Origin of the sequence: Arthrobacter sp. DNA4, from assembly GCF_024362385.1 — a bacterium.
Lineage (GTDB): Bacteria > Actinomycetota > Actinomycetes > Actinomycetales > Micrococcaceae > Arthrobacter.
In genome coordinates this window covers 3,971,883-3,997,838 of the sequence record NZ_CP101466.1, presented here as the reverse complement: position 1 = coordinate 3,997,838, position 25,956 = coordinate 3,971,883, and the positions used below count along the sequence as shown (strand labels likewise).

At 66.6% G+C, this 25,956-nt stretch carries 26 protein-coding genes and 1 pseudogene; 12 read left to right on the top strand and 15 right to left on the bottom strand.

The features are described 5' to 3' along the window. The first annotated feature begins 174 nt into the window (after positions 1 to 174). Complete coding sequence (locus tag NMQ03_RS18520) at positions 175 to 1,050, top strand: hypothetical protein (protein ID WP_255173405.1); 876 nt, start codon at positions 175 to 177, stop codon at positions 1,048 to 1,050. 135 nt (positions 1,051 to 1,185) lie between these two features. On the opposite strand, the gene NMQ03_RS18515 is transcribed toward NMQ03_RS18520, so the two are convergent. Together NMQ03_RS18515 and NMQ03_RS18510 are read right to left on the bottom strand one after the other, a co-directional pair. Beyond that, positions 1,186 to 1,752 (bottom strand): AAA family ATPase, encoded by a 567-nt coding sequence (locus tag NMQ03_RS18515; RefSeq protein WP_255173404.1) that lies wholly within the window; start codon positions 1,750 to 1,752, stop codon positions 1,186 to 1,188. 165 nt (positions 1,753 to 1,917) lie between these two features. Then, positions 1,918 to 3,174, bottom strand: a complete 1,257-nt coding sequence (locus tag NMQ03_RS18510; RefSeq protein WP_255173403.1) for an SLC13 family permease — start codon at positions 3,172 to 3,174, stop codon at positions 1,918 to 1,920. Positions 3,175 to 3,450: 276 nt separating this feature from the next. On the opposite strand from NMQ03_RS18510, the gene NMQ03_RS18505 reads away from it, so the two are divergent. Beyond that, the gene (locus tag NMQ03_RS18505; protein WP_255173402.1) at positions 3,451 to 3,729 is read left to right on the top strand and encodes a hypothetical protein; all 279 of its coding nucleotides are present in this window, start codon (positions 3,451 to 3,453) and stop codon (positions 3,727 to 3,729) included. Positions 3,730 to 3,731: 2 nt separating this feature from the next. Beyond that, a complete protein-coding gene (locus NMQ03_RS18500) occupies positions 3,732 to 4,664 on the top strand; it encodes a threonine/serine dehydratase (RefSeq protein WP_255173401.1) in 933 nt (310 codons plus the stop codon). 41 nt (positions 4,665 to 4,705) lie between these two features. On the opposite strand, the gene NMQ03_RS18495 is transcribed toward NMQ03_RS18500, so the two are convergent. After that, complete coding sequence (locus NMQ03_RS18495) at positions 4,706 to 5,056, bottom strand: hypothetical protein (protein ID WP_255173400.1); 351 nt, start codon at positions 5,054 to 5,056, stop codon at positions 4,706 to 4,708. A 156-nt stretch (positions 5,057 to 5,212) separates the two neighbouring features. Here NMQ03_RS18495 and NMQ03_RS18490 point away from each other — a divergent pair, with 156 nt between their 5' ends. Further along, positions 5,213 to 6,127, top strand: coding sequence for a hypothetical protein (locus NMQ03_RS18490; protein WP_255173399.1), 915 nt, complete (start codon positions 5,213 to 5,215; stop codon positions 6,125 to 6,127). 91 nt (positions 6,128 to 6,218) lie between these two features. Here NMQ03_RS18490 and NMQ03_RS18485 read toward each other — a convergent pair whose 3' ends face one another. The 3 genes from NMQ03_RS18485 to hisC form a co-directional block, all read right to left on the bottom strand. Beyond that, entirely contained in the window at positions 6,219 to 6,860 is a 642-nt protein-coding gene (locus NMQ03_RS18485; protein WP_255173398.1) for an NADPH-dependent F420 reductase, read from the bottom strand. 74 nt (positions 6,861 to 6,934) lie between these two features. Beyond that, positions 6,935 to 7,567, bottom strand: a complete 633-nt coding sequence (locus tag NMQ03_RS18480) for a YitT family protein (protein WP_255175669.1) — start codon at positions 7,565 to 7,567, stop codon at positions 6,935 to 6,937. Positions 7,568 to 7,620: 53 nt separating this feature from the next. Then, positions 7,621 to 8,724, bottom strand: coding sequence for a histidinol-phosphate transaminase (gene hisC, locus NMQ03_RS18475; protein ID WP_255173397.1), 1,104 nt, complete (start codon positions 8,722 to 8,724; stop codon positions 7,621 to 7,623). An 83-nt stretch (positions 8,725 to 8,807) separates the two neighbouring features. On the opposite strand from hisC, the gene NMQ03_RS18470 reads away from it, so the two are divergent. Together NMQ03_RS18470 and NMQ03_RS18465 are read left to right on the top strand one after the other, a co-directional pair. Further along, positions 8,808 to 9,287: an Lrp/AsnC family transcriptional regulator gene (locus NMQ03_RS18470; RefSeq protein WP_255173396.1), complete on the top strand. Its 480-nt coding sequence runs from the start codon at positions 8,808 to 8,810 to the stop codon at positions 9,285 to 9,287. Positions 9,288 to 9,573: 286 nt separating this feature from the next. After that, positions 9,574 to 11,567: pseudogene (locus tag NMQ03_RS18465) on the top strand (rhamnogalacturonan lyase). A gap of 69 nt (positions 11,568 to 11,636) precedes the next feature. On the opposite strand, the gene NMQ03_RS18460 reads toward NMQ03_RS18465, so the two are convergent. The 4 genes from NMQ03_RS18460 to NMQ03_RS18445 all read right to left on the bottom strand — a co-directional run bounded on the left by NMQ03_RS18460 (position 11,637) and on the right by NMQ03_RS18445 (position 16,660). Then, positions 11,637 to 12,596: an SRPBCC family protein gene (locus NMQ03_RS18460; protein WP_255173395.1), complete on the bottom strand. Its 960-nt coding sequence runs from the start codon at positions 12,594 to 12,596 to the stop codon at positions 11,637 to 11,639. A gap of 138 nt (positions 12,597 to 12,734) precedes the next feature. Further along, positions 12,735 to 13,463, bottom strand: a complete 729-nt coding sequence (locus NMQ03_RS18455; RefSeq protein WP_255173394.1) for a polysaccharide deacetylase family protein — start codon at positions 13,461 to 13,463, stop codon at positions 12,735 to 12,737. Between the two features lie 227 nt (positions 13,464 to 13,690). Further along, on the bottom strand, positions 13,691 to 16,330 hold the full coding sequence (locus tag NMQ03_RS18450) for a Tat pathway signal sequence domain protein (protein WP_255173393.1): 2,640 nt from the start codon (positions 16,328 to 16,330) through the stop codon (positions 13,691 to 13,693). Positions 16,331 to 16,507: 177 nt separating this feature from the next. After that, the gene (locus NMQ03_RS18445; RefSeq protein WP_255173392.1) at positions 16,508 to 16,660 is read right to left on the bottom strand and encodes a hypothetical protein; all 153 of its coding nucleotides are present in this window, start codon (positions 16,658 to 16,660) and stop codon (positions 16,508 to 16,510) included. Between NMQ03_RS18445 and NMQ03_RS18440 the strand changes: the two genes are divergently transcribed. Then, the gene (locus NMQ03_RS18440; RefSeq protein WP_255173391.1) at positions 16,659 to 17,288 is read left to right on the top strand and encodes an NADPH-dependent FMN reductase; all 630 of its coding nucleotides are present in this window, start codon (positions 16,659 to 16,661) and stop codon (positions 17,286 to 17,288) included. The genes NMQ03_RS18445 and NMQ03_RS18440 overlap by 2 nt on opposite strands. Positions 17,289 to 17,405: 117 nt before the next feature. Here the strand turns inward: NMQ03_RS18440 and NMQ03_RS18435 are convergent, their stop codons facing one another. After that, positions 17,406 to 17,882 (bottom strand): sensor histidine kinase, encoded by a 477-nt coding sequence (locus NMQ03_RS18435; RefSeq protein WP_255173390.1) that lies wholly within the window; start codon positions 17,880 to 17,882, stop codon positions 17,406 to 17,408. A gap of 200 nt (positions 17,883 to 18,082) precedes the next feature. Here NMQ03_RS18435 and NMQ03_RS18430 point away from each other — a divergent pair, with 200 nt between their 5' ends. Further along, entirely contained in the window at positions 18,083 to 18,835 is a 753-nt protein-coding gene (locus tag NMQ03_RS18430) for a ZIP family metal transporter (protein ID WP_159630406.1), read from the top strand. Here the strand turns inward: NMQ03_RS18430 and NMQ03_RS18425 are convergent. After that, positions 18,813 to 19,535: an ABC transporter ATP-binding protein gene (locus tag NMQ03_RS18425; protein WP_255173389.1), complete on the bottom strand. Its 723-nt coding sequence runs from the start codon at positions 19,533 to 19,535 to the stop codon at positions 18,813 to 18,815. The two genes, NMQ03_RS18430 and NMQ03_RS18425, sit on opposite strands and share 23 nt — an antisense overlap. Positions 19,536 to 19,566: 31 nt before the next feature. Continuing rightward, positions 19,567 to 20,670 carry an ABC transporter permease gene (locus NMQ03_RS18420; RefSeq protein ID WP_255173388.1) on the bottom strand — a complete coding sequence of 368 codons (1,104 nt, stop codon included), beginning with the start codon at positions 20,668 to 20,670 and terminating at the stop codon, positions 19,567 to 19,569. A gap of 167 nt (positions 20,671 to 20,837) precedes the next feature. Between NMQ03_RS18420 and NMQ03_RS18415 the strand changes: the two genes are divergently transcribed. From NMQ03_RS18415 to NMQ03_RS18400, 4 genes are all read left to right on the top strand, one after another. Continuing rightward, positions 20,838 to 22,148, top strand: a complete 1,311-nt coding sequence (locus NMQ03_RS18415; RefSeq protein WP_255173387.1) for a sensor histidine kinase — start codon at positions 20,838 to 20,840, stop codon at positions 22,146 to 22,148. Continuing rightward, positions 22,145 to 22,804 carry a response regulator transcription factor gene (locus tag NMQ03_RS18410; RefSeq protein WP_303693903.1) on the top strand — a complete coding sequence of 220 codons (660 nt, stop codon included), beginning with the start codon at positions 22,145 to 22,147 and terminating at the stop codon, positions 22,802 to 22,804. Before NMQ03_RS18415 ends, NMQ03_RS18410 begins: the two co-directional genes overlap by 4 nt. A gap of 115 nt (positions 22,805 to 22,919) precedes the next feature. Then, positions 22,920 to 24,533 (top strand): AMP-binding protein, encoded by a 1,614-nt coding sequence (locus tag NMQ03_RS18405; RefSeq protein ID WP_255173386.1) that lies wholly within the window; start codon positions 22,920 to 22,922, stop codon positions 24,531 to 24,533. A gap of 102 nt (positions 24,534 to 24,635) precedes the next feature. Beyond that, on the top strand, positions 24,636 to 24,821 hold the full coding sequence (locus NMQ03_RS18400) for a hypothetical protein (RefSeq protein WP_141159249.1): 186 nt from the start codon (positions 24,636 to 24,638) through the stop codon (positions 24,819 to 24,821). A gap of 202 nt (positions 24,822 to 25,023) precedes the next feature. Here the strand turns inward: NMQ03_RS18400 and NMQ03_RS18395 are convergent, their stop codons facing one another. Beyond that, a complete protein-coding gene (locus NMQ03_RS18395; RefSeq protein WP_255173385.1) occupies positions 25,024 to 25,323 on the bottom strand; it encodes an antibiotic biosynthesis monooxygenase in 300 nt (99 codons plus the stop codon). A 27-nt stretch (positions 25,324 to 25,350) separates the two neighbouring features. Continuing rightward, positions 25,351 to 25,869: a GNAT family N-acetyltransferase gene (locus tag NMQ03_RS18390; RefSeq protein WP_255173384.1), complete on the bottom strand. Its 519-nt coding sequence runs from the start codon at positions 25,867 to 25,869 to the stop codon at positions 25,351 to 25,353. Positions 25,870 to 25,956: the final 87 nt, after the last annotated feature.

Here is a 25,956-nt window from a genome sequence, read left to right as displayed (position 1 = left end):
GGTCCACTCGCCTCCCGCCACGGATTATTCCACAACGGCCCCGCGGGCATTCGGCACAAATCCTGCACGCGGCACTATCAGGCAAACTTCCTCCGTGCCGTTATTTCACCGTGCCAGTGGGAACCTTTACAGTGAAAGTGCTAAGCATGCTGTCTATTTCGGAGGGTGAACCTGATGCGAAAAGTTTCTGCGCTTGGAGTCATGGCTGCGGCGATGCTGGCGTTGGCCGGCTGTTCGGGAGGGGGCAGTGGTACTGCCAGCCCGTCGGGTTCGGCGACGGCGTCGGCGTCCGCCAGCCAGACTGCTGACGCCAAGGTGTACTCGGAGGATCAGCTCCGCGACCTCATCTCGGGGATGAAGGACGCCGACGGCAACGAGCTCAAGCTGTACTCCAAGGAACAGGTTGACCAGGGCGGAAACATCGCCAACCTGCTCATGAGCACGGCAACCGTCGATCCCAAGGACTGCAAGGACATTGCCACGGCGGGCCTGCTGGACAAGGTGGAAAACGGTGACGTTGCCGTGGCGCTATCCGACGGTAACCAGCCCCGCAGCCTGTCGGCCCAGTCCGGCAGCGACGGCCCGGATGCCGTAAAGACACTGAACGACATCAGCGGCAAGATGGACCAGTGCGCCAAGTTCTCGGTCTCCGCGCTGGGCCAGAAATACGACGTGTCCAGCAAGGAACTGAAGGCGGACACCGACGCGGACAAGACCTTCGCCACCGTCAGCACCCGCAGCGGTGACAACCAGCAGAAGCTGATGCAGGTTTCCGCCGCGCAGGGGCGCCTGCTGGTGGTTGCCACGAAGAGCGGCACCGACCTGGGTGACAAGGACCAGAAGGAACTTGAGGGCCTCATCAATGACGTGTTGAAGAAGGCCGACGGCGGGGGCGCAACTTCCAGCCCGTCCTCCACCGGTTCGTCGGGTTCAATGGGCACGTCCTCGCCGAGTGGCTCGGCTTCGTCGACTGCCTCGTCCACCTCTTCGGCGACGATGTCCTCGGGCAGCGGCGCCTCGTCGTCGGCCTCCCCGACTGCCTCGCGGTAGCCGCAACTCCGCAGCGTGGAGGCGGGCCAGGACTGCAAAGTCCTGGCCCGCATCTGTGCCGGGCCACAGCTTCGTGGGCCCGCTCCCTGCGTGCCCGAGCCGGTCTGCGCGTCGTGTCCTGCGTGGCCCTCAGGTCTACGCGAACTCCAGCCGGGAATTCAGCTCCGCCGCGACCTCGTCGGCCGGTGCGGAGGCGTCTATCCGCAAAAAGCCCGTGTACTCCGGCAGTTCCCGGTACCCGTGGTGGAAGGCAGCAAGGTCAGCGAGGCTCTCCGAATCCCTCCCGCGGGCAATGATGCGGCGGTGCGCTTCGGCGTGGTCGATGTCCAGATGGAAGACGGCGTCCGGTTGCGGCAGCCGGGCCAACAGCCAGGGGAGGAATCGTCCCCGGGACAGCCCTTTTGCGTGCCGCAGTGCCAGCTGGCAGTGAAGGTGGCGGTCCATGACCACCAGGCCGTCGAAGCGGCTGGCGCGCAGGTGCGATACCAGCACGTTGCCCACCCGGAGAAGGGTTTCGATTCGGTCTGCCACCCTGTCCGGCAGCCGCACTCCCAGCCTGGCCGCGGCCAGGGACATGACCCGCCGGCCCGCATGGTTGCTCACCAGCAAGGCCCGTCCACCGCGGGCCCGCACCATCGAAACCAGGGCGCGGGCCGCCGTCGACTTTCCCGATCCGTCGATGCCTGTCAGCACAATGATCATCCGGCCTCCTCCGCCGATCCTTTAACGGCGGGAGCGGGCGCAATGTCCCGGATGAGCTGGAGTTCACAGGCAGGGACGATGCGAAACTGCATGACGGCCCTTCAGAGGGTCTGGACCGGGTCGAGCCCGGCCCGCTGGCCCGGAGGGTCGGGATGGAACCAGGACCTACATGATGTTGGTGGGTACCAGCAGCGCCCAGGCCAGGGCAGGCGCCACCAGCACCACGCCGCCCGCATAGAACGTCAGCTGCTTGTAGACCCGTTGCCGGTCGTGATCCCGGGCATTGGCCACCACCAGTGCGCCGTCAGTGGAGAAGGGGGAGACGTCGACGACGGTGGCTGCGATGGCCAGCGCGGCAACAGTTCCGGAGGCGCTGAGCGAGCTCGTGGCCAGGAGGGGTCCGGCCAGGGGTATGAACGCGGTGAGCAGGGCGGTGGAGGAAGCGAAGGCCGAGCCGACACCGATCACATAACACAGGACCAGCGCGATCAGCAGCGGCGTACCCAGGGCCAGGGCCTGCTCGGCAAGGGTGTCGATGACCCCTACGTGCTCCAGCAGGGAGACGTACGTGATCATCCCGGCAACCAGCAGGACCGTGGACCAGGAAATGCCGCCGATGAAGGTCTTGTGCTCCTTGATGTTGATGAATGCCAGGAGCAGGCCTGCGGAGAGGGCCACAAAGCCGATGGGCAGGTGGAAACCGAGGGTGGCTGCCAGCATCACGGCGATCAGGACCAGGGTCAGGACCTGCTGTCCGTGCGGGCGTCCGGTGGCGGAGGTGTCGATGTCCGCGTGCTGACCCGCGGTGCCGTCACGCAGCCTGCCGATCAGGGCGAACAGGACAATGGTGAGCACTGAGAGGATCAGGTTCACGGCGAAGCTGGCAGTGAACAGGCCGCCCTGGGCGATTGGGAAATGGTTCTTCAGGGCGATGTCATGCACCAGCACACCGGCAACGGACAGCGGGGAGAAGCCGCCGGCGTGGGCGCCGTTGATGATGAACGCGCCCATGAGTACGGGGTGGATCCTCGATTCGTAGGCGAATCCGAGCGCTGCTGGAGCGAGCAGCGCGATGGCGGCGGGGGAGAAGGTGCCGAGCGAGGTCAGCGCGGCGGCGATCAGGAAGAACACCCACGGCAGCAGCAGGGTCTTTCCCCGGACCATCCGCACGCAGCCCTTGACGATGATGTCGATGGTGCCGTTCCGCTGGGCCATGCTGAAGAAGTAGGTGACGCCAATGATGGTCAAGACGATGCTGGCGGGAAACTCCGCCAGGATCTCCCGGTCCGACATCCCCAGCATGAAATAGCCGACGCCGAAGGAGGCCACCAGCCCCATCACCCCGATGTTCAGCGGCCATTTGGTGGCGATGACGAACATCGCCACGAGGATCACCAGCGGGATGATCTGGATAGCGGTCATGGCAGGCTCCGGTCTCGTGGCGGCTGCCTGGTTGAACATGCCACCGGTCACGGGGGCAAGCACGCGGGGTGCGGCTTGCCCATGGAAAGCATCATGACATTCCATTCGACGCTGCCGGGAATCGCGCGCCGGGCTCCTGGGAATTGCGCGCCGGAAGGCGCCGTCGGCTGCCTCGAGACCGTAGGCTGGAGGCCCGGAAGGGGTCTCCCCGGCCGGGCAGGCAGTTCCACAACAGGCAACTGCAGAACAGGCAGTTCCCAGGTGAAAGGCAGGACCATGACCGTTTCCAGCGACGATCCCCAGAACACCGCAGACCTCCGGGGCCCGGGCGATCCGGACGAAGCCAGGGAGGCCGCCAAGAATGCACCCCAGTCCGGGCAGCACCCCGAACAGCCGGGCGCGGCGAACATCCGTGAGGAACAGCAGGTCCACGCCGCCGGAACCGTTCCGGCGGCGTATGTTGGGGGCGGGGACGCGGCCGGCGCCAACAAACCGGAGGAAAGCAAGCCGGAAGAGGCGCTGGGGGAGCCGGGTACCTGGGACGACGAAGTCTAGGCATGATCTCCCGCACCGACATTGACGAGGCCGCGCGCCGGACAGCCGGCCTTATTCGCAGAACGCCGGTGATGGAGGCGGACCTGGGCCTGTCCGACGGCCAGGTCTGGTTCAAATGCGAGTTCATGCAGCACACGGGCACATTCAAGGCCCGCGGCGCGCTCAACCGCATCCTGACCGCCAAGGAGCGCGGGGAACTCAGGGGCGGCGTCGGCGTCGTGGTGGCATCCGGCGGAAACGCGGGGCTGGCCAATGCCTATGCCGCGAAGCAGCTGGGGGTTCCGGCCACCGTCTTTGTCCCGGAAGCCGCGCCCGCCGTCAAGGTCGCCAAGCTGCGGGCCATCGGTGCCACCGTGGTGCAGGGCGGGGCGGAGTACGCGGCCGCCTACCAGGCCGCCGTGGCCCACGCCGAGGAAACCGGCGCGGTTTACTGCCACGCCTATGACCAGCCCGAAATCGCTGCCGGTGCCGGAACAGTGGGCTCCGAGCTGCTGGAGCAGGTGCCGGACGTGGACACCGTCCTGGTGGCAGTGGGCGGCGGCGGGCTGATGGCGGGGGTAGCCGCCGCCGTCGAGGGCTCAGCCAAAGTGGTGGCCGTCGAACCGGAAACAGCGCCGACCCTGCACGCCGCCCTGGCAGCCGGTGAGCCGGTGGACGTCGCCGTATCGGGTATCGCGGCCGACTCCCTGGGTGCCCGCCGCGCAGGCGACATCGGCTTCTCAGTGGCGGTCCGCTGCGGCGTCGAAAGCGTCCTTGTCAGCGACGCTGACATCATTGCCGCACGCTCGGCACTCTGGAACGACTACCGGATCGTGGTGGAACACGGCGCTGCAGCAGCCTACGCTGCGTTGACCTCCGGCGCGTATGTACCGGGGACGAACGAGCGCGTTGCCGTCATCCTCTGCGGTGCCAACACGGATCCGGCCACGCTGTGACGCAGCCCGGGCGAATTGGACGCCCGGGCTGGATCAGCTGACTACTGGGCGCCCTGGCCGCAGAACTTGCTGTAGGTGCTGCCGGCCTCCTGGTAGCCGGACTGCAAATCGGCAAGCTTGTCCTTGTCCGGGTTCTCCTTGGCCTGTTCGTCCGTGTACGCCAGGATCTGTGCCAGGGCAGGCTTGAGGTCGTCCGAGGCCACGGCGTGGATGGGACGGATCTGGTTGGCGAGGTTGTTCATGCCCGTCTTGTCGGCGTTGTTAGCGGGGTTCGACACAACGGCCTGGATCCGCTCGCAGGTCTCAGCGGTGGTCAGTTGGTGTGTGGCGGTGCAGGCCGTAGCAGAAGCAACGAGGCCGGCGGCAAACAGGGCTGTGGCGAATTTCTTCATGGGTCCCTCGGTAGTGGTCAGAGGTTTCGATTGTAAGCAGATTGGGTACCCCCATGCCTTCGCAAGCCCAATACCGGCGCTTAAACTGGCAGTACCAATCGTGCGGAGCTTCCGCGGATGGGCCCCGCGCGCATCAAACCAGACTAAGGAACCAGCATGCGCCGAACAGTACGCCGCCGTGCCGCCGCGGGACTTGTCGCCCTGCTTTCACTGCTCCTCCCCACAGCCGTTCCGGCGTCGGCCGCGCCCCGATCAGGGGAGATAGTGCTCGACGGCGCCACCTCCGCGGAGGGCATCGCGGCGGGGGAGGGGAGGACTTTTTACGCAGGGGAACTCACCACGGGTGATATTTTCCGCGGTAACCTCCGCCAAAGCACCGCCACCCGCTTCATACACGCCCCCGAGGGGCGCGCAGCCGCCGGAATGAAGGCCGATCCCTGCCACAACCTGTTGTTCGTGGCGGGCGCCACCACCGGCAAGGCTTTCGTCTACGACACCGTCACCGGCAAACCTGTGGCCGATTTTGACCTGGCCAAGGGATTCATCAACGACGTCACCCTGACCAGCGGGGGCGCCTGGTTCACCAATTCGGCCGCGGCGGAACTCTACTTCCTGCCGGTGGGAGAAGACGGTGAACTGGGCACGGTGAAGACCCTGAAGCTAAGCGGCCCGGCTGCGGACCTCACACCGGACTTCAACCTCAACGGCATTGCCTCGGCTGACGACGGCAACGTCCTGCTGGTGGCGCATACAGCCGACGGCGCGGTATACACGGTCAACCCTGAAACGGGGGAGAGCGCAGCCATTGAGGGCGTCAGCGTCCCCTTCGTGGACGGCATCCTGGTGCGCGGCGGCACCTTGTGGGCGGTCCAGAACCAGCTGAACCAGATAGCCCGCATTGACCTGTCCGGGGACCTGTCCTCCGGCGTTGTGGAAGGCACGATCAAGAGCGACTCGTTCAATGTCCCCACTACCGTGGCCCTGTTCGGAAATACGCTGGCCGCCGTGAATGCGCAGTTCAACCAGCCGCCCAGCCCGTTCGAAGTGGTGTTGGTTCCGGCCCGGAAGTAGTGCCGTTAAACGAAACTGGTAAGCAGCAGGAACTGCTTACCAGTTTGGCCTGGGGGATCCGGAATCGCCTGGGGGGATCCGGCAAGACGGATCAGATGGTGCGCGGAGCCTTGGCCAGGTTGTCCTTCAGCTGGGCGGCGGTCTGCCGCTTCACGTAAGCCGGACGGTCCCGCTCCACACGCCAGCTCTCCGAGAGCGGGCCAACATTGACGGTGTCGAAACCGAATTCGTCGTAGAGGCGGGTCACGAGCTCGGCTGCTTCCGGATAGTCGCTGGCGGTGGCCAGGGCGCGCCGGTCGGGGGTGCCGGCGGGTGATCCGTCGGTGGTGATGTCCGCGGCCATGATGTGGTTGAAGCCCTTGGCCACCTTGGACTGCGGCAGGTGCTCCTGCAGCAGCCCGGAGGTGGTGGCCTCGCCGTTGTCCAGGGCGGGGATCCTGCCGTCCCGCTCCCAGTAGTAGTTGTTCGTGTCGATCACAACCTTGACGGCCAGCGGCTCCACCGGGACGTCCTTGTAGTTTTTCAGCGGGACGGTCACCACTGCGAAGTCGCCCGCGGCTGCCGCTTCGGCTGCCGTGGCAGCCCGGGCCTTCGGGCCAAGCTCAGCCACCAGGTCATGGAGCGTCTCCGGCCCGCGCGAGTTGCTGATGACCACGTCGTAGCCCAGTTCCACGGCCTTCCGTGCGACCTGGCTGCCAATATGTCCTGCACCAATGATTCCGATTGTTGTCATAGTGGCGGCAACAGCGGTCCCCCTGCAGATATTTCAGCCGGTTCCCGGGAATAAAAGGGCGGGGTTCCGGCTACCTACTTACCCAGGTAGCGGCCCGGGCGGTGGTTCAGGGCAAGGATGAGGTTCAGCAGCGTGGCGCCGGCAGCGGACAGCACCACCAGCAGCGGCGGCACCAGGACCAGCGATGCCAGCACGATGGCAACGTCCAGCACCATCTGCACATATCCGGCGCGCCAGTTCAGCTTCTCCTGCAGCAGCAGGGCAAGGATATTGAAGCCGCCCAGGCTGGACTGGTGCCGGAACAGGATCAGGAGGCCGACGCCGGCCAGCAGGTTTCCGCCTACCACGCCGTACACCGGGTCGAGGTTCAGTGACCCCAGCGCGGCAGGGTGCAGGCTTGCCATCACGGAAACGAGGGCGATGGCCGCCCCGGTGCGGAGGGTGAAATTCCACCCCTTCTTCCAGACCGCCAGCGCGAAGAACGGCAGGTTCACGGTGAAGAAGATGACACCAAACGGCAGTGCAACGGAGTAGCTGAGCAACAGCGCCAGGCCTGCGGTGCCGCCGGTGACGGCGCCGCTGGACTTGAGGAGGAACAGGCCCAGTGACGCCGCAAAGGTGCCGGTCAGGATGCCCAGGACGTCCTCAACCACGGAATGGCGGACGGCCGACGGCGGCGCAGGACGTCCCGCCGTCGGCTCTTCCAGGAGCGTGGCCGGGGCAGTAGTGGTTGCGTCAGCATGGACCTCTATGGACGTGCTCACTGCGCTGCAAACCGCCCGCGGTCTGCCAGGACAGCCAGCACACGGTCATTGGTGGCGGCATCGGCCAGGGTGATGCGCACGCCGTCAACCGCGTAGCCGCGTGCCAGGATGTCGGCCTGGGCCAGCGCGTCAAGGAGTTGCACGCGCAGGTCGTCCGAAGCCCGCACCCAGTAGAAGTTCGCCTGGCTGTCCGGGACGTCCCAGCCCAGGCCCCGAAGTGCTCCGATCACGCGGGTCCGTTCCTTCGCCACCGCCTCGGTGCGCTCAAGGATCTCGTCCCCTGCAGCAAGCGAAGCGACCGCGGCGGCCTGCGCCATCCTGTTGACGCCAAAAGGAACGGCCGTGCGCCGAAGGCCTTCGGCGATCTCCGGCCGGGCAATGGCGTAGCCGATCCTCAGCCCAGCCAGCCCGTACGCCTTGGAGAAGGTCCGCAGGATGCAGAGGTTGGGGTAGCGGCGGTAGAAATGCAGGGAGTCGACGCCCGGGCCGCGCTGGAACTCAACATACGCCTCGTCCAGCACTACCAGTACCCGCGGGGGGACGGACTGGAGGAACTCCTCCAGCGCCTCCGCGCTGATGGACACCCCGGTGGGGTTGTTCGGCGAGCACAGGATCACCAGCCGGGTGCGCTCCGTAATGGCCGCAGCCATGGCCGTGAGATCGTGGTGCTCATCTGCCAGCAGCGGCACGGGGACCGAAACGGCGACGGCCACCGCCACCAGGATGGGATAGGCCTCGAAGGACCGCCAGGCGTACACCACCTCGTCGCCGTGCGAGCAGACGGCGGAGATAATCTGCTGCAGCACACCGGAGCTTCCCGGTCCGGCGGCAACCTCATCAGCGCTGACACCGAAGTGCGCGGCAATGGCCTCCCGTGCTTCCACCGCCCCCATGCTCGGGTACCGGTGGATCCTGCCGGCCTCGGCGGCAATCGCGCCGACGACGGACGGCAGGGGAGTGAAGTGGCTTTCGTTCGAGGCAAGAGCCGCGGTCAGGGCAGACTGGGCGCTCTTGCTTACCACGTAGGCGGGAAGCTGGGCGACGGCGGCGCGGACCTCTGGGGCGGCGGCTTCTGGAAGCGTGCTGGTCATGGACAGCATGATCGGTGAATTCAGGACGTCTGCGCAACAGGGGAGGATTGAGCAGGACACATCCAGCAGATGTTGTCTCCAGCAGTGGCAAAATGCTCACTATGCATCTTATTGACGCCCTTGACGCAGAGATCCTCCTCACACTTGACCGTGACCCGCAGGCTACTGTCCTGTCCCTCTCCCGGACGCTGGGCGTGGCCCGCAATACGGTGCATGCCCGGCTCCGCCGCCTCGCCAATGACGGCAGTCTGGCACCCTTCAGCCAGCGGGTGCGGACCGGGGCGCTTGGCCTGCCGCTGATCGCCTTCATCTCGATTTCCATCAGCCAGTCCTCCAGCGACATTGCCGTGGCAGCGCTGCAGACCATCCCGGAGATCATTGAAATGCATGCCACGACCGGCGATGCCGACCTGCTGGCCAAGGTGGCCGCGAGGGACCCGGCCGACCTGCACCGGATTACCAACGCGATGCTGGCGATTGACGGCGTCGTCCGCACCAGCACCGCCATGTCCCTGGTGGAAGTGATGCCCACCCGCACAGTGCCCCTGCTGCAGGCGGCCGCACACAAATAGCGAGCAGCCCTTGCGAGGCCCGCCCGCTGCCAGGGAGGGCAAGAGGTGGTGGCGGACAGGCGAACGCAGGAGAACATTTTCTCCCAATTACTACCGGTCAAGACCTTGACCGTTCTTGTAAAGCGCTGATAAACCTAAAGGGCAGAAAGCGTTTTCCTCGTCGTCCTCTCCTCCCCGCAATCACTCCCGGGGATAGGAGTTGCTTTGAATGAAACGTTCCAAATGCGTCTGTGGCAGCCTCACCTGCCGCCGCATCAAAGGAGATGTTCTTTTGGCAAACCCCTCAATGTGTTCCCCGAAATCCCCGGCGGGCAGGGCGCGGAAGCCTGTGCCCGCTGCCGCGGCGGCCACGCTCGCTGCGGCAGTGATGGCCTTGGCCGGCGTCCCGTTTGCTGCCGCTGACCCGGGCCCGGGAGGCCCTGCCGCTCCGGCGCCCCGCGCACACTCAGGCCTCGCGCGCCAGGTGGAAAACCTGGACCGCGCCCCGGTTGCCGTCCTGACGGACCAGGGCGTCAGCTTGGGCTGGCGGATGCTGGGCCTGGACCAGGACAGCGTTGGCTTCCAGGTCATCCGCGACGGCGTCCTCATTACCCCCGAGCCCATCCGGGACACCACCACATACCTTGACCCGGCGGGAACGGCGGACTCCAGGTACGTGATCAAGACCGTGGGCAACGGCAACGGACAGGACAGGCTCAGCGCCGGGTTCAGTCCGCTGGCACAGAATTACCTCCCATCAAGCTGGACAAGCCCGCGGACGGCGTCAGCAAGGATGGAAAGCCGTACACCTACAGCGCCAACGATTCCAGCGTTGCCGACCTTGACGGTGACGGCGCGTACGAGATCATCCAGCTGTGGAACCCGTCCAATTCACAGGACAACTCCAAGTCCGGCTACACCGGGAACGTCTACGTGGACGCCTACAGGATGGACGGCACCAGGCTGTGGCGCATCGACCTGGGCCGCAACATCCGGGCGGGCGCCCACTATACGCAGATGCTGGCCTATGACTTTGACGGTGACGGCAAGGCCGAGGTGGCGTTCAAGACCGCGGACGGAACCACCGATGCGGCGGGAACCGTCATTGGTGATGCTGCGGCGGATTACAGAACCAGTGCCGGCTATGTCCTGTCCGGGCCGGAATTCCTCACGGTGTTCAACGGCGCCAGCGGCACCATCATGGACACCGTTCCCTACGATCCGCCGCGCGGCGCTGTATCCGCGTGGGGCGACAATTACGGCAACCGCGTAGACAGGTTCCTCGCCGGAGTGGCGTATCTGGACGGTGAACACCCGTCGATGATGTTCAGCCGCGGCTACTACACCCGCACTGTGCTGGTCACCTACGATCTTGTGCACGGCAAGCTGGTGAAGCGCTGGAAGTTCGATTCCGATGTGGCTGGAGCCGAGTACAAGGGCCAGGGCAACCACAACCTCTCCGTGGCGGATGTGGACCAGGACGGCAAGGACGAGTTTGTTTTTGGCTCCATGACGATCGACGACGACGGCACTCCGCTGTACAACACCGGGCTGGGCCACGGCGACGCCATCCACACGGGCGATCTTGATCCCTCCCAGCCGGGGCTCGAGACCTTCGCAGTGCACGAAAGCATGAGCCAGAGCGGCAACCGCGGCGCCACGTTCCGCGATGCCGCCACCGGCGAAGTGCTGTGGAGCATCCCCGCCGTCAAGGACACAGGCCGCGGCGCCACGGGCGACATTGACCCCCGTTTTCCGGGCTCTGAAAGCTGGGCTGTAGGCGGCGATGCCGCGTGGAACTCCCCGGTGGGGTTCCTGATGTCCGCCAAGGGTGAGCGGATCTCGGACAAGATCCCTGCAGCCAACTTCATGGCTTGGTGGGACGGCGACCTGCTGCGGGAGATCGTGGACCATGACTTCGACGCCGTGGCCGGTATGGGAGTGCCCACCATCTCCAAGTGGAACTGGGGAACCGAAACCAGCGACCGGCTCCTGACCGCTTCCGGCGCGCGGACCAACAACCACACCAAGGGCAACCCGTCCCTGCAGGCGGACCTGCTGGGCGACTGGCGCGAGGAACTCGTGTTCCCCTCCGCCGACAGCACTGAGCTGCGGATCTACACCACCACCTCACCCACGGAGGTCCGTCTGCGCACCCTGATGCACGACCCGATGTACCGGACCGGCGTGGCCCGTGAAGCGGTGGGCTACAACCAGCCGCCGCACCCCAGCTTCTTCATCGGCGAGGGTATGCAGGCACCGGCCATGCCGGCCGTCTACTACGCCGGAACGGCCAAGTAGGCTACCGGAGACGCAGCGCCGCCCGCCTTGGGGGAAGGCGGGCGGCGCTTGCTTGTGGGTCAGTGCGGGTCAGTGGCCGCCGAGGTTGCCACCCACCGGCGGAAGGCCGCCCTCGGTGCCGCGGTCGTCCCCGCGCCGTTCGCCGGCGCTGAGGTTCTCGCCTTCGAGCGTCTCGTCGGACTCCCCGGTGGTGTCCACCAGGCCGTTGGTCTGGTCGAAGGCGTGCCCGATCCTGTCATCGCCCAGGTCGGCGACTGAACCGGTGGAGCCCGCCGCCGCCGTCGTGCCGGCTGCCGGAACCCCGACGCCTGCGTCCGCCGAGCCTGTGGTGGAGCCGGTGGTCAGGGGCTCCGCGGGAACAACCGGTTCTGCCGGAACCACAGGAGTGGTCTCGGTGACCGTCACATCGCGGGTCTCCGTCTTGTCCTTGTTGCCGCTGGCTGCCATCGCCGCTGCTGCGCCGGCAGCCGCTGCAATGCCGACGCCGGCGGCAACCTTGCCGGAAACGCCGGCTTTGCCGGAATCGCCACGGGACGCGCCCGCATGTTCAACGCCGGGGGTGCCAACCGCGGAGCCGGCGTTCACCGATCCGCGCCAGGCGCCGCTGGCGTAGCCTTCATCCTCGATGAATTCCTTGAACTTCTGCAGGTCCGATTCCGCCTGCCGGTCAACGACGTTCAGTTTGTCGCCCACCTTCTCGACCAGGCCTTCGGGTTCATATTCGAGGGTCAGCCGGAGGGAGGTCTGGCCGCCTCCGACGTCCTCGAAGTCCACGGCGCCGGCGTTCGTGGCACCTTCGGTGGCGGCCCAGGCAACGCGCCGGTCCGGGACCTGCTCCAGGATTTTGGCTTCCCATTGCCTGCGGACGCCGCCGATCTCGGCCACCCATTCCAGTCGGTCGTCACTGAGCTGCGTGACGCTCTTGACGCCGCCCATGAAGTGCGGGAACTCCTCGAACTGGGTCCACTGGTTGTAAGCGGTGCTCACCGGTACGTTCACCAGAATGCGTTTTTCCACCTTCGTGCTCATAACGTCTCCTTCGCTTTGTTACCGGGGACTGACGACCAGGGAAAAATCATCAGCATGCTTACCAACATACCTACTGACTGCTTCGGATTCCAGAGCGGTGGGCGACAAAAACGCGAAACCTCCGAAAGGCGGGCTTACTCAGGGCGCCACCACGACGCCGTAGGAGCCCTCGTTGAGTGCGCTTGGTTTGGTGGAAGGAGCCACCACGCCGAAGTCGTAGCCCTTGGCCCGGATGGCGTCGATGGTCTTGGACAGGTAGTCCCATTGGGAGGCGGGGCAGGACAGGACGTCGTTGCCGTCGTGGAGCAGGATGATTGCACCCGGGGTGACCTCATCCAGCACGTACTTCTCGACTCCAGCTGCACCGGGGCACTCGTAGTCGCCGGGCTCGCCGACCGCCCAGTGCCACTGGATGCCGCCGCTCATGCCGATGCTCCTGATGTATTTGAGCGCGTAGGGGGTGCTGTTGCCGAACGGGAAGCGCATCAGCACGGGTGTGGTGCCGGTGATGGCCTTGAGGGTGGCGTTGGTGCGGTCAACTTCCTGCTTCTGGTTCGCCTGGGTGAGGTCGGGGAAGTTGGCGTGGTCCCAGGAGTGGTTGCCGATAACGTGCCCCTCGGCTTTGATCCGGCGGACAAGGTCCGGGTACTGCTGGGCGTGGGAGCCCTGGATGAAGAACGTTGCCTTGACGTTCTTTTCCTTGAGGACGTCGAGGACAAAAGCGGTGCGCTCGGCGGATGGCCCGTCGTCAAAGGTCAGGCCGATCAGTGGCTTGTCGGCGGCATGGGCTGATGCAGGGGCTCCGGCGACTAAGGCCAGAATCAAGCTCAGGGCAGCCAGGGCCATGACCGCAATCTTGCTTTTCATGGTGCTCTTTCCCTTCCCAAGGCTGCTTTCAACCTTGTTTAGGTGAGCACCCTATGACCGCCTTAAAGGGGGTGTAAACAGATGGCAGGCGTCGACTGCGTAACTTCTCCTGCCTCCCGCAATGGTGCAATTCCGGGCGTTACCTAAGCGTTGCCTGGAAGGGATAAGCGGACGACGGCGGCACCGGGCCGGGTGCCGCCGCCGCGGTTTTGGCCGGGCAGGTTGCGTCAGTCCAGGTACTGGCCCACCAACGCAAGGTTCTGGATGACGGCAAGCCCAAACTGCGCGGTGTCATTGGTGGAGACGGTGGGCGCCTCATCCACCGGCTGCAGCACGAACGGGGGCGCGATCCGCCGCAGCGAGAACGCTGATCCATGGTTCAGGTGTTCCCCGCCCTCGGCAAAACTCTCCCAGGCCCGGGCTGCCAGGTCACGATCCTGCAACCTTGCCGCCGCGTAGGCCGTCAGGCGGCTGTGCGCCTGGGTCAGGTGGATGCCCTCCAGCGCCTGTCCTACCGCCTCCACCTGTTCCTCCTTCGTGGCCAGGAACAGCCGGCAGTACTGCAGCCAGGCCCGCTCGAACTGCGGGTCCGGTGCCAGGTCCACCAGCTCACTGCAGATCTCCACCAGCCCGAACACCGCGCTGAGGTGCGACACAGAGATCTGCTCCCGGCCGGTGTCGAACCGTCCCTTGTCCAGGTCATACAGCGCCTCGCCGGTGAGGAAGCCGTACTTGAGCGCGCCGATGTCAGCCATGGTGCCCAGCAGCCGGTCGCGGGAGCGCGGGTTGCCCGTCCTTTCCCAGTCGGTGAGCCAGGTTGCCGCGAGCGAGCCCCAGTCTGTCCCGAGACCCACGCCCAGGGCGCCCCGGTTGGGCCGGTAGGTGGCGGCGTCCGGGCGGACTTTGCGGACGGGGTCCAGGCCCAGGAAGTTTTGGTCGTTGTCCACCAGTTCGGCCAGGAGGTCGCCGGTGCGCTCGTCCGCCGTCAGGTAGTAGTAGAAGCGGCGGTAGGCGGGGGTGCTGATCCGCAGCTGTTTGGCGCTGCAGCCCCAGTGCTGGACGTTGTGCCGCGATCCCAGGCCCTTCCATGGCCCCAGGTGGTAGACGTCCACGTCGCCGGTATGCCGGGTCATGGCCTCGGCGAACCGGAAGATGTCCGCCCTGCCGGAGCGCAGGTAGGAGTACCAGAGCCAGAGGTCCGGGGAGAGCTCCGAGTTGTCCCACGCGTAGCCGCCAACGTCATAGCGCCACACATGCCGGTCGAAATCGTACGTGTGCATGACGTCGCCGTAGTTCCAGAAGCCGTACCAGCGCCGCTGCTCCACCTGGTAAGCATAGAAATCGAAGAGGAAGTCCAGCCGGTCTTCCAGCCGTGCCCGTTCCGGCGTGCTCCGGTCCACCGGGGCCCAGTCGCCGAACACGCCCGCGGAATGCAGGTACTCCGGAGTGGCCTGGAGCAGGGCGGGCGTGGAGGCAGCGGCGGCGTCGGCGGCCAGGCTTTCGGTTGGCGGGGTGGCCTCGTAGGCGAACAGGGTCAGTTCGTGGGTGCGGGCAATGCCCGTGGGGTTGCCGAACCCCGGTTCGTAGTCCTCGTACGTGATTTCCAAGCCTTCGAGCTGTTCCTCGAACGTGTCCTGGCCCAGGCCGTCGTGGTAGAACCGCAGATCCATGGGCTGCGCTTCGGGGGAGTACAGCCAGGCCGTCAGGGCGGCTTCGCTGCCCGCCGCGCCGCGGATGTCCAGCTGCCCCGGATGGGATTGCCAGAAGTCCTTGATGCCGACTCCCAGGCCGCCACGGCTGTCGCTCAGGGAACAGAAACCGGCGGCACGGGTTCCGCCGGAGATGCCCACCCAGCCGCGACCGGCAGCCGTGCGCTTGCGCACTTCGAAACCGTCCGCGTTGAGCTGGCTGAGCATGTAGTCGCCCCATGTGGGGATCAGGTGCAGCCGGCCGGAGACCTCCGGGTTCCAGGTCTGTTCCGGGGGAGTGGCGCGTCCGGCGATCTGCGCCTCCCGCACCTCCGCGCCCGGGTCCCGGCGGAGCCCGGTCAGGCCGCGGACTGCCTCGGCGAGGAAACCGCCGTCGGCTCCTGCAATGCGGATGTGCCGGTTGTGCAGTTCGGCCTCCAGTGGCACGGTGAACCGTACGCCGAGTCCGGCCAGGAAGTCCCGCTCCGGGTCGCCGTCCCAGATGAAGGAGTGCACCATCCGCACGCTGCGGGCGTTGGCGTGGAAGTAGAAGCGCACCACAAAGGGCAGCCAGGAGCGCCCGTTGCCGGGACCATCCTGGCGGTGCCGGCCTTCCAGCCGCACCACCGCCCGGACCGGGCCGTTTTGTTCGAGGGCGACGGCCGTGACCTCGCCGGTAAAGGCCTCCCGCCTGGCCGTCCCTGACCCTTCGGGGATGCCATCCTGCAGCAGGCTGACCAGCCGGGCGTCCCGGGCAACGGTCCTGCCGTCCCGGGAAAGGCTGCTGAACAGGGTTGAACCGCCGCAGTTGATGACCATCTGCAGGACGCCGGTATCCACGGTGATGGCGTCCGCGCTTTCGGTGACCACGACTGAGGCGATGCCCGACGACGGCCGGCCGGCCCGGGCGGCTGTGCCGGTGTCGGCCGTCACGTGGTAGGTGTCCGACGGCGAGCAGGTCGCCGGGAGCGCGACGCCGGCCCACTTCAGGGATCCGTCCGGCCAGGTGGCCAGTGGCCACGCCTGGCTGGGGACGCGGGCGCCGGTGGCGTCCGCAACTGCCAGGGCCTCCACCCCAGGCACTGTGCCGCGTGGGAACGGCATGCCCCACGTGCTTCCGCCGCTGATTTCCGCAGGAGCTTGTCCGTCGATCCACCTGATGAGGGTGCTGTCCGCCATGTCATCCAATTCCGCTGGTTGCCGCGCGCAGGACTCCCGCATCCACGGGAAAGCGCTTTCTCACTATAGTTACAACGTAGTAGACCAGTGCCCTCCGGGCAAGGGCCTGCTGCGGGGCAGGACAGCCTGCCGGGTGAGGTGGAAGGTGTGGCGTGGGACGTACCGCCGGCGAAGGGGCTACTTATCGGCGGCGTCGCCGGCGTCGTCCGCTCCTTCGGCAGGGTCCTGCGAATGCATGCGCAGGTCCTGCGGGTCTGCGTCCGGGTCGCCTTCGGCAGGTGCCTGGTTGTGGACCCGGTTGTCGTCGCCCATTGCTGCATTCTCAGTCATGGCTGCTCCTGTCATGTCCCGGGACGGGGCCGGTGTTCTGCGGTACCCCTCATTCAGCGCCCCGCTACCCGCCCTGTCAAGGAGCATCCACACCTCTGGCCGCAGCCGTGCTTGTGTGCTGGACGCCCAGATTCCCATCAAGGACCTCCCGCTGTACAGCTACGACTATGACGCCGACTTCCCGCCCGGGGGCCATGCCCTCAAGGAAGCCACCGAGGCCGCCGACGGGATCCTGTTCGTATCTCCCGAATACAACCGCTCCATCCCCGGCGCCCTGAAGAACGCCATCGACTGGGGCTCCCGCCCGTGGGGAACCATCTCTTTTGCCCGCAAGCCCACCGGCAGCATCGGCGCCTCGCCGGGCAGCATCGGCACGGCGGTGATGCAGTCCGCCATGCGCAGCATCCTGAGCTTCCTCGATGCCCCGCAGCTGAACGCGCCGGAGGCGTACATCACCTACAAGGCAGAAGCTTTTGGGGACGACGGCGAGGTCAAGGATGCGTCCACCGCCAAGTTCCTGGGGCACTACATGGACGAGTATGCGGCCTTCGTGGCGAGGGTCCTGGCTGCCAACGCACCGGGCCACATCGGCGACCTGGAACCGGATGCGGCCAAGCTTTCCCGTTAGTTCCGTTCTCCACCAGGGAGCTTTCCGTCAGGCATACGGCTGCCCGCCGTCCCAGCAACGGCGGGCATCCGAGTCTTTGGGCAGGCGTGTCCGGCGCCTGGGATCCGGGGATGTGGGTCAGTCCAGCGGCAGCGTCACCGTCACGCTGGTGCCCATCCCCGGGGTGGCACTGATATCCACGGCCCCACCCGCTTCCTGCACGGCGACCGCCATGAGCCGCAAACCATAGCCGTGGTGCCGCCCGCAGGTGGCGAGGTCGCTGTCAAAGCCCGTGCCGTCGTCGGCCACCACCAGGCGGATGCCGTGGTCAACGGCTGCCAGCTGGATGGTGAGCGTGTGCGCAGCGGAGTACTTGAAGGCGTTGCTGAGTGCCTCGCGGGCGGACTGGTACAGGAGGGACGCGGAGTCCGCCGGGATCTCGATGCCCCAGTGCGGAGTATCCCAGTGGACCACGGTCCCGCGCTGCCGCATGGGCGCCGTGAGCCGGTCGATGCAGCCGGCGAGGCCCAACGTGTGGAAATCCAGCGGCTGCCGGTCTGTCAGCACGCCGCCCACGGTTGTGACGTCGCTGTCCAACGCTGTTCTGCTTCCCATGACTTCCTGCTCCCCGCAAGCTGGTTGGTCTGATCTCTCCAGCGTGGACCCGCAAGGTATGGGGATCGTAAGGTTTGGCTCAAGATCCCATCAATTCTGCGCGCGGCGCCTCACGGGCCGGGTAGGGCCCGCTTACCACCGGACGGGACTTCTTTGATGGCCCCGTGTTTCAGTTCTGCGCAGCTGGGGACAGAACACGTATGCCTACTTGGTTGATGTCACTTGTATGGGGTACCGGTGCCGGTGCGGCGCTGGTCCTGGGAGCAGCCGTGTCCTGGCGGTGGTCCATACCGTCCAAGGTGGTCTCCACCATTATGTCGTTCGGTGCGGGCGTGCTGATCTCCGCCCTGGCGTTCGAGTTGGTGGACGAGGCCGTCAAAGGTGGCGGCCTGTGGCCCACGGTGGCAGGCTTCCTGGCCGGCGCTGTGGTGTACGTCGGCGCCAATATGCTCCTGGCCAAGGCCGGCGCCAAGCACCGCAAGCGGTCCGGAGACCAGCAGCCCTCCGAAAAAGACGATCCCGGCAGCGGCACGGCAATCGCCGTCGGGGCGCTGCTGGACGGCGTCCCGGAATCCGTGGTCCTTGGCGTCGGCCTGCTGGCCGGGGGAGCGGTGAGTCCTGCCATGCTGGCGGCCGTCTTCATCTCCAACGTGCCCGAAGGGCTTTCCGGGACAGCCGGCATGAAGAAAGCCGGCCGGAGCAGGGGCTACGTGTTCGGACTGTGGGGCGGCATCGCGATCCTGAGCGGGGTGGCCGCGCTTCTGGGGTACGTGGCGCTGGAGGATGCGCCGGACGAGCTGGTCGCGTTCATTACGTCCGTGGCGGCCGGCGGCATCCTGGCCATGCTGGCGGACACCATGATCCCGGAGGCCTTCGAGGAGCATCACAACCTCACCGGGCTGACAGCGTCCGTGGGGTTCCTGACAGCGTTTACGGTGCACCACTTGGGCTGAGGGCACTGACGGGAGCCGTGAGCCTGCCGTCCCGCATGGTGGCCACCGCGTCCGTCAGGGGCACGAACTCGGTGTCATGCGTGACCATCACCGTGGCCACGCCAAACTCCGTGGTCACCTGCCGAAGCAGCCCCACGATGGCCGCGCTCCGTTCGTGGTCCAGCGCCGCCGTCGGCTCATCCACCAGCAGTACCTTGGGACTCCCCATGAGCGCCCGGGCGATGTTGACGCGCTGGCGCTGACCTCCGGAGAGCTGGTGCGGCAGCTTGCCGGCGGCCGCGGCGAGTCCGACGACGTCCAGCAGTTCGGCTGCCTTGACCCGGGCCGCTTTGGCGTTCCCGCCACGAAGGTGGTCGCTGATGACGAGCTGCTCAAGGGCGGTGAGTGACGGCAGCAGGTTGGGCTGTTGGAAGATAATGCCCACTTTTTCGCGCCGCAGTGCGGTGAGCTCCTTGTCCTTGAGTCCCGCCGTATCGGTGCCGTCAATGATGACCTGCCCGCGGGTCGGCTGGACCAGGGTGGCGGCGGTGGCCAGGAGGCTGGATTTACCGGATCCTGAGGGGCCCACGAGGGAGACCAGCTGACCTGCGCAGGCGGTGAGGCTGACCTGGTCCAGGGCGGTGGTGGTCCCGCCGCCGTCCGGGTATTCGAGGGTGACATTGACCAGGCTCAGGGGAGCGGTTGCTGCTGAAAAAGACATGGAGCGTTCCTTTCGGGGGAGGGAAGAGGGGTTAGTTGCCGCCGAGCGCCAGGAGCGCATCGACCTTGGTGACGCGGCGGACAGCCAGCGCGGCACCGGCCAGGCCCAGGGCAACGATCCCGACGACGGGAATCACCGTGGTGCCCAGGTCCAGCTGGAAGGGGGCCGCCTGGGCCGCGAATGCTCCGGCGGCAACACCCACGGCCCCGCCCGCTCCGGCGCCCGCCAGCAGCACAATGGCGGCCTGGGTCATGGCGTCGCGCAGGATGTAGGTACTGGGCGCGCCGATGGCCTTGAGAACGGCGATGTCCCGGGTGCGCTGGATGGTCCAGACGGTCAGGAAGGCCACGATCACCAGCGCCGAAATTCCGTACAGGAACGCCTGCATCAGGGTCAGCGACCCGTTTTCGCTTTTGAAGGAGCCCAGTGCCTGGAAGGAACCGGTTCGGGACGCGCTGACGGTATGCGCTGCAGCGTTCGCTGCGGCCTCATCCACTGTGGCCCCGTCCGCGTAAGTGACGGCCACGACGGTAGCCAACTGTCCGCCGTCGGACACGTGTGCCGCCTTGGCCCATGCGGGCAGCGCGGTCCACACTACGCTGGTGTGCGCGTACCACTGGTCCGGCACCACGGCCGCGACCGAAAGTTCCACGCCGCCCAAAGACAGCTTGTCGCCCTGGCCCACCGACAAGGCCTCCGCCACCGAGGCACCCACCGCGGCCGTGCCGGCGGACACCTCCACAGGTGGCAGAGGGCTGCCCGGCGATACGCCGAAGACGGCCACGTTCGCCGTCCCCGAACCATCAGCCGTCTGCGCCCGCGTCTGGGTGATGCCCAGCGGTTCGGCGGACCGGACCCCGGGCCGGGCCTTCCAGTTGTCCACCTGGGCGGCGGTCACCGAGCTTTCGGTGAAGGACGCCTTGGGGGAACCGGAGCCGGGGGCGCCGAAGACGATGGTGTCCACCGGCGTAGCCGCAGCTGCCCCGAGCCTGGCGATGGCGGACGTGGACTGCTCGGCAAGGCCCGCCGTCAGGCCGGACAGCATGACCAGCAGCAGGGTGATCAGGGCTACGACGCCGCCCATCATGGCGAACCGGCCTTTGGCGAAGCGGATATCGCGGATTGCCAGGAACACGTTGTTTCTTCTCTCAGCAGGGATGGATTGTTCTGTAGTTCCACCTTCCCGACCGGCGCCTCCACGGACATCGCGGGGATGGTTGAGCCACGGGCAGGGAACGGTTGAGCCCGGAGTCAACCTTTCGGTTGATCCCCTCCCCGCAGTCCCCGGCATAAGCTGATGAAATGCCTGCCACGCCCCTGCCGCAACCACCGGAGAAGGCCGCAGGTGTTTCCGCGCGGGGGCCGCTGAACGCCCTGGAAAACGCATCATCCGCAGCTATCCTCCGCATCCTGCGGGTCACGCTGCACACCGGCTTCGCGCTGCTGCTGGCCGTCGGCCTGGTCCGGATGCTGATAGCGGGAGGTACCCTGCGCTGGGTGTGCGCCGGCGCCGCCGTCGTCCTTGCTGCTGTTTACCTGGCCGGCACGGTCCTGGAGAAGCGCCATGCCGAGGGGCGGACCGGGGTGGATCCGCGCCGCTACGGTTTGCTCTGGCTGGGCCTGGTCACGGCACTGTGGGTCTTCCTGCTCGCCGGCAGCGCCGATTTCGCCTGGCTGGCGTTCCCCATCTTTTTCCTGCACCTTCATTTGCTGCCACGGCGTGCCGCGCTCCTGACCATCGCGCTGATGACAGTCGCGGTCATCGCTTCCCAATGGGCCGCCAGCGGTGCTCCTGTCCCGCACGCCGCGGCCGTCGTCGGGCCCGTCCTGGGCGCGATCTTTTCCGTCATCACCGGCCTGGCCTACGCGGCCCTGTACCGCGAGGCGGAAAACCAACGGCGCGCGGCGGACGAGCTGCGGCGGACGCGGGAGGAGCTGGCGCGGTCCCAGCACCAGGCGGGCGTGCTGGCGGAGCGCGAGCGGCTGGCCCGGGAGATCCACGACACACTGGCGCAGGGCCTGTCCAGCATCGTGCTGCTGGGGCGGGCCGCCGGCCAGTCGCTCGCCGACGGTGATGCCGCCACGGCTTCAGGCCGGCTGGCGCTGGTGCAGCAGACCGCGGCGGACAACCTGGCCGAAGCCCGCAGTTTTGTCCGCGGCCTTTCCTCACCGCAACTGGAGGGCACCACCCTGGTGGAGGCCCTGGGACGGCTGTGCGACAGGGCCGGGACAGACGCCGACGCCGCAGGGGTGCCGCTGCGCTGCCGGCTGGAGGTGGACGGCGAGCCACAGGAACTGCCCCAGCCCGTCCGCGTTGCCCTGCTGCGGGCTGCGCAGGCGAGTCTCGCCAACGTCCGCGAACACGCCCGGGCAAGCACCGCCGTCGTCAGCCTTGCCTTCCTGGGCAGTGAAGTGACCATGGACGTGTACGACGACGGCACGGGCTTTGACCCGTCCGCTCCGGAAAGTGCCGCGGGCGCAGCGGACGGCAGCGGTTTCGGCCTGCGCTCGCTGCGGGAACGCGTCGCCTCCTTGAACGGCACGCTGGCGGTGGAGTCGGCGCCGGGCGAGGGCACAGTGGTGGCCATCAGGCTCCCGGTGGAGGAACCGTGAGCGACATACGGGTATTGCTGGTGGACGACCACCCCGTGGTCCGCGCCGGGCTGCGTGCCATGCTCACCGCCTTTGAAGGCATTTCGATCGCCGCGGAGGCCCCTGACGGCAGGGCAGCTCTGAAAGAACTGGCCCGGTTGACCGCCCTGGACGAGGCGCTGGATGTGGTCCTCATGGACCTGCAGATGGGGGAAGGCATGGACGGCGTCACGGCCACGGCCGAGATCCGTAAGCTCGACGCTCCGCCGCCGGTGCTCATCCTCACCACCTATGACACCGACGCGGACATCCTCGCCGCCGTGGAGGCAGGGGCCAGCGGCTACATGCTGAAGGACGCCCCGCCGGAACAGCGGCGGCAGGCGGTGCTGCAGGCTGCCGCCGGCGGCACGGTCCTGGCACCTCGTGCGGCCGCGCTGCTGATGAACCGGATCAGCAACCCCGGCACGTCGCTGACCCCGCGGGAAGTGCAGCTGCTGGAACTGCTGGCCACGGGCCTGTCCAACCGCGCCATTGCCAGGCAGGTCTTCATTTCGGAGGCGACGGTAAAGACCCACTTGGTGCACATCTACGGCAAGCTCGGCGTGGACAACCGCACGGCCGCAATCGCTGCTGCGACGCAGCGGCGGATCATCCGGCCGCCCGGCGCCCAGGGGTGACCTGTCGTCGCATGACAGCAGGGCGCGGCATGTGACGGCCATCTCAGTGCAGTAGGTTGATTCCAGGTGTTACACATGCCGGTGTTTCAAAGTGCTGTTGTTCAAAGGAGAATGAATGTCCCGTCCGGTTCCAGCCGTCGATGCCCTTCTCGCCACCTACGGTGCGCCGGACGCCTGCGCGGCCGAGCTCCTGTGCGACAGCCACGATCCCAACGCTGTTGCCTTCACAGTGGTGGCAGCTGATCTTTCCTCGGAGGACATCACCTACGGCGGGCTTCGGGAGCGCTCGGAACGGGGAGCCGCCGCCCTGGCAGAACTGGGGGTCGGCCCCGGGGACGCGGTGGCCACCCTGATGGGAAAGTCGGCAGACCTGGTGGTCATGCTCCTGGCCATTTGGCGGCGCGGGGCCGTCCATGTGCCACTGTTCACGGCCTTTGCGTGGCCTGCCATTGAACTTCGCCTTACCGCTTCCCGTGCGAAGGTGGTGATCACCGACCCCGACCAGCGGACGAAGCTCCAGGAAACGGCCGCCGCCGTGGTGGTTGCCGGTGAAGAAGCCTCCCAGCCGGACCTGGCGCTCACGCCGCTCCTGGCCAGGCAGCGGCCGGGTATCGCCGCCGAAGCTGTGGGAGGTGACGGTGCCCTGGTACTGATCTTTACGTCCGGCACCACGGGCGCCCCCAAGGGCGTGCCGGTGCCGGTCCGGGCGTTGGCAGCGTTCCGCCAGTACGTCGAACTGGGCCTGGACGTCGATGAAGGGGATGTCTTCTGGAATGCCGCAGACCCCGGCTGGGCGTACGGCCTGTACTACGGGATCCTTGGTCCCATGGCGGCGGGACGGCGAAACATCCTGCTGCGCCCCGGGTTCTCGCCGGAACTCAGCTTTAGGGTTCTGGAGGCATTTTCCGTCACCAACTTCGCCGCAGCGCCCACCGTCTACCGCACCATGCGCGCGAAAGCCGACGCCGGGACGGGTCCTTTCCAGCTTCGGCGCGCTTCGTCCGCCGGTGAACCGCTGACCCCTGAGGTGATCAGCTGGGCGCGGGAGGTGCTGGGCGTTCCGGTGCGGGACCACTACGGGCAGACCGAACACGGAATGATGATCATCAACGCCTGGCATGACGACGTGAGGACGGAACTGAGGCCGGGTTCCATGGGGCGGCCCCTGCCGGGGTGGAGTTGCGCGGTCCTCAAGGACAACGCTGACGAACCGGCTGCGCCGGGTGAACTGGGCCGCGTAGCCGTCAACGTGGCCGGGAGCCCCATGATGTGGTTCAAGGGCTACCAGGATGCCCCGGAGAAGACCGCCGAAAGGTTCAGTGCGGACGGCAAGTGGTACTTGACCGGGGACGCGGGCATGGTGGACGCGGACGGCTACTACTTCTTCTCCTCCCGCGATGATGACGTGATCATCATGGCCGGATACCGGATTGGCCCGTTCGACGTGGAAAGCGTCTTGTCCACCCATCCGGCGGTCCTGGAAAGTGCCGTGGTGGGCGCTCCCGACGAACTGCGCGGTGAAGTCCTGGAGGCCTATGTTGTCCTGGCGGACGGCGCCGCCGCCAGTGATGCCCTGGTGGTTGAACTGCAGACCATGGTCAAGACGCAGTTCGCCGCCCACGCCTATCCGCGCCGCATCCACTTCGTTGCGGACCTGCCCAAGACGCCGTCGGGAAAGCTCCAGCGCTACATCCTGAGGCAGCAGCGGGCAGCCGCATCCGGCAGCTAGCAGTCGGGTTTTTTGGGGGAGGGGCAGAAAACCTCGAGTTGTTCCGGAGCCTTTTCCGGCACCGGCTGTTAGCGTTGAGGCCCAGCCACAGAAGGAGGAGCGATGTCCATCAATTCACCTGATTCACTGCCTGAGGACGAACCGCAGGAGGACACGGCGGCCAGGAAAGGAAACCCCGACGGCGGGATCCCCGGCGGGAAAGACGGCGTCGGGATCTCCGATGGGGCCGAGCCCAACACTTTTGAGCCGGAGGAGGACCCCGACGCCTCGGCGGGCCCGGCAGACTAAAGGGGCCGGCTGACTAAAGTGGCCCAGGCCACCCTCAAAGTTCCATCAAGATTGGCCAAAGCCGCTGCAAACTGTGATTCCCGCAAGCTACCGGCCGGTAATTTATAACTGTTTCCAACGCCAGTTCCCCGGCAGGAAGCACTGGAAGCCCCTGCGCTGGAGCGAGACTCGCGCGGGGGCTTCCCCCCAACGTCCGCGCGGCTTACGGCGTGGCGCTAACGGTTTCGAAGTGCTCCACCACCGGAAACGGTTCATAGAAGCGGTGCAGCAAAGAACGCCACTGCTGGTACCCAAGGGATCCCCTGAAGCCCACGGTATGGTCCTCCAGCGACTCCCATTCAACGAGCAGCAGGTACGTGTGGGGAGATTCGATCGAGCGCGACAGGGACATGGCGACGAAGCCCGGCATTGAAGCGATGATGTGCCGGGCCTGGGCGAAAGCTGCCTCGAAGTCCTCTTCCCGGCCGGGAATGACCGGAAGCAGCGCGTGTTCTGTGATCACCCGGTAAGTCTGGCACGCGTTCGACGGCTATTCGGTGTCGATCCAGTAGCGGCGTTTGCCGTTGCGCGTGTCCTCGTATTGGCCGCCGTTCTTTTCGATGGTTGCACGCGAGCCGGCGTTGTCCTCGTTGCACGTCAGGAGAACCCGCGCGATTCCCAGCGCCCCTGCCAGAGGCAGCGCATCGGCAAGTGCTTTCGCGGCATGGCCGCGGCGCCTGGCGGAGGGCCGGACGCTGTAGCCGATATGCCCACCTTCGTTGAGGAGGTAGTCGTTCAACCCGTGCCTGATGGCCAGGGACCCAAGGAACGTGCCGCCGTCGGCAATCCACAGGTAGGTGCAGGGCACGTAGCCTGGCTTCCGCACCGTGTCCGGCAGCGCATCTTTGATGAGGACATCGACGAAGCGGCCAAAGACGGCGGGGTCCCGGAGATCGGCCAGGGACCAGCCCTCCGCGCCTGCGCCGTCCAGGTGGGCACCTTGGAACTCCGCAGTTCCCTCCAGCCAGGAAGAGTGGAGGGCTGGGTCCGGGACGATGAGTTGGGCCATACCTGGATCCTATGCCGCCTGCCGGAGCGATGCCTCGGGATCCCGGCGCGCGGCAGAGGAGCGGGGAAACGTATTCCCGGGACACAG

What these genes read in the sequence shown, in the direction of transcription:
- NMQ03_RS18450 (WP_255173393.1), bottom strand. Translation starts at nt 16,330, where the DNA reads ATGGCGGACAGCACCCTCATCAGGTGGATCGACGGACAAGCTCCTGCG.
- NMQ03_RS18490 (WP_255173399.1), top strand. Translation starts at nt 5,213, where the DNA reads ATGCGCCGAACAGTACGCCGCCGTGCCGCCGCGGGACTTGTCGCCCTG.
- NMQ03_RS18460 (WP_255173395.1), bottom strand. Translation starts at nt 12,596, where the DNA reads ATGAGCACGAAGGTGGAAAAACGCATTCTGGTGAACGTACCGGTGAGC.
- NMQ03_RS18440 (WP_255173391.1), top strand. Translation starts at nt 16,659, where the DNA reads ATGGCTGCTCCTGTCATGTCCCGGGACGGGGCCGGTGTTCTGCGGTAC.
- NMQ03_RS18510 (WP_255173403.1), bottom strand. Translation starts at nt 3,174, where the DNA reads ATGACCGCTATCCAGATCATCCCGCTGGTGATCCTCGTGGCGATGTTC.
- NMQ03_RS18435 (WP_255173390.1), bottom strand. Translation starts at nt 17,882, where the DNA reads ATGGGAAGCAGAACAGCGTTGGACAGCGACGTCACAACCGTGGGCGGC.
- NMQ03_RS18405 (WP_255173386.1), top strand. Translation starts at nt 22,920, where the DNA reads ATGTCCCGTCCGGTTCCAGCCGTCGATGCCCTTCTCGCCACCTACGGT.
- NMQ03_RS18400 (WP_141159249.1), top strand. Translation starts at nt 24,636, where the DNA reads ATGTCCATCAATTCACCTGATTCACTGCCTGAGGACGAACCGCAGGAG.
- NMQ03_RS18445 (WP_255173392.1), bottom strand. Translation starts at nt 16,660, where the DNA reads ATGACTGAGAATGCAGCAATGGGCGACGACAACCGGGTCCACAACCAG.
- NMQ03_RS18495 (WP_255173400.1), bottom strand. Translation starts at nt 5,056, where the DNA reads ATGAAGAAATTCGCCACAGCCCTGTTTGCCGCCGGCCTCGTTGCTTCT.
- NMQ03_RS18505 (WP_255173402.1), top strand. Translation starts at nt 3,451, where the DNA reads ATGACCGTTTCCAGCGACGATCCCCAGAACACCGCAGACCTCCGGGGC.
- NMQ03_RS18470 (WP_255173396.1), top strand. Translation starts at nt 8,808, where the DNA reads ATGCTCACTATGCATCTTATTGACGCCCTTGACGCAGAGATCCTCCTC.
- hisC (WP_255173397.1), bottom strand. Translation starts at nt 8,724, where the DNA reads ATGCTGTCCATGACCAGCACGCTTCCAGAAGCCGCCGCCCCAGAGGTC.
- NMQ03_RS18485 (WP_255173398.1), bottom strand. Translation starts at nt 6,860, where the DNA reads ATGACAACAATCGGAATCATTGGTGCAGGACATATTGGCAGCCAGGTC.
- NMQ03_RS18390 (WP_255173384.1), bottom strand. Translation starts at nt 25,869, where the DNA reads ATGGCCCAACTCATCGTCCCGGACCCAGCCCTCCACTCTTCCTGGCTG.
- NMQ03_RS18430 (WP_159630406.1), top strand. Translation starts at nt 18,083, where the DNA reads ATGCCTACTTGGTTGATGTCACTTGTATGGGGTACCGGTGCCGGTGCG.
- NMQ03_RS18520 (WP_255173405.1), top strand. Translation starts at nt 175, where the DNA reads ATGCGAAAAGTTTCTGCGCTTGGAGTCATGGCTGCGGCGATGCTGGCG.
- NMQ03_RS18425 (WP_255173389.1), bottom strand. Translation starts at nt 19,535, where the DNA reads ATGTCTTTTTCAGCAGCAACCGCTCCCCTGAGCCTGGTCAATGTCACC.
- NMQ03_RS18455 (WP_255173394.1), bottom strand. Translation starts at nt 13,463, where the DNA reads ATGAAAAGCAAGATTGCGGTCATGGCCCTGGCTGCCCTGAGCTTGATT.
- NMQ03_RS18500 (WP_255173401.1), top strand. Translation starts at nt 3,732, where the DNA reads ATGATCTCCCGCACCGACATTGACGAGGCCGCGCGCCGGACAGCCGGC.
- NMQ03_RS18515 (WP_255173404.1), bottom strand. Translation starts at nt 1,752, where the DNA reads ATGATCATTGTGCTGACAGGCATCGACGGATCGGGAAAGTCGACGGCG.
- NMQ03_RS18415 (WP_255173387.1), top strand. Translation starts at nt 20,838, where the DNA reads ATGCCTGCCACGCCCCTGCCGCAACCACCGGAGAAGGCCGCAGGTGTT.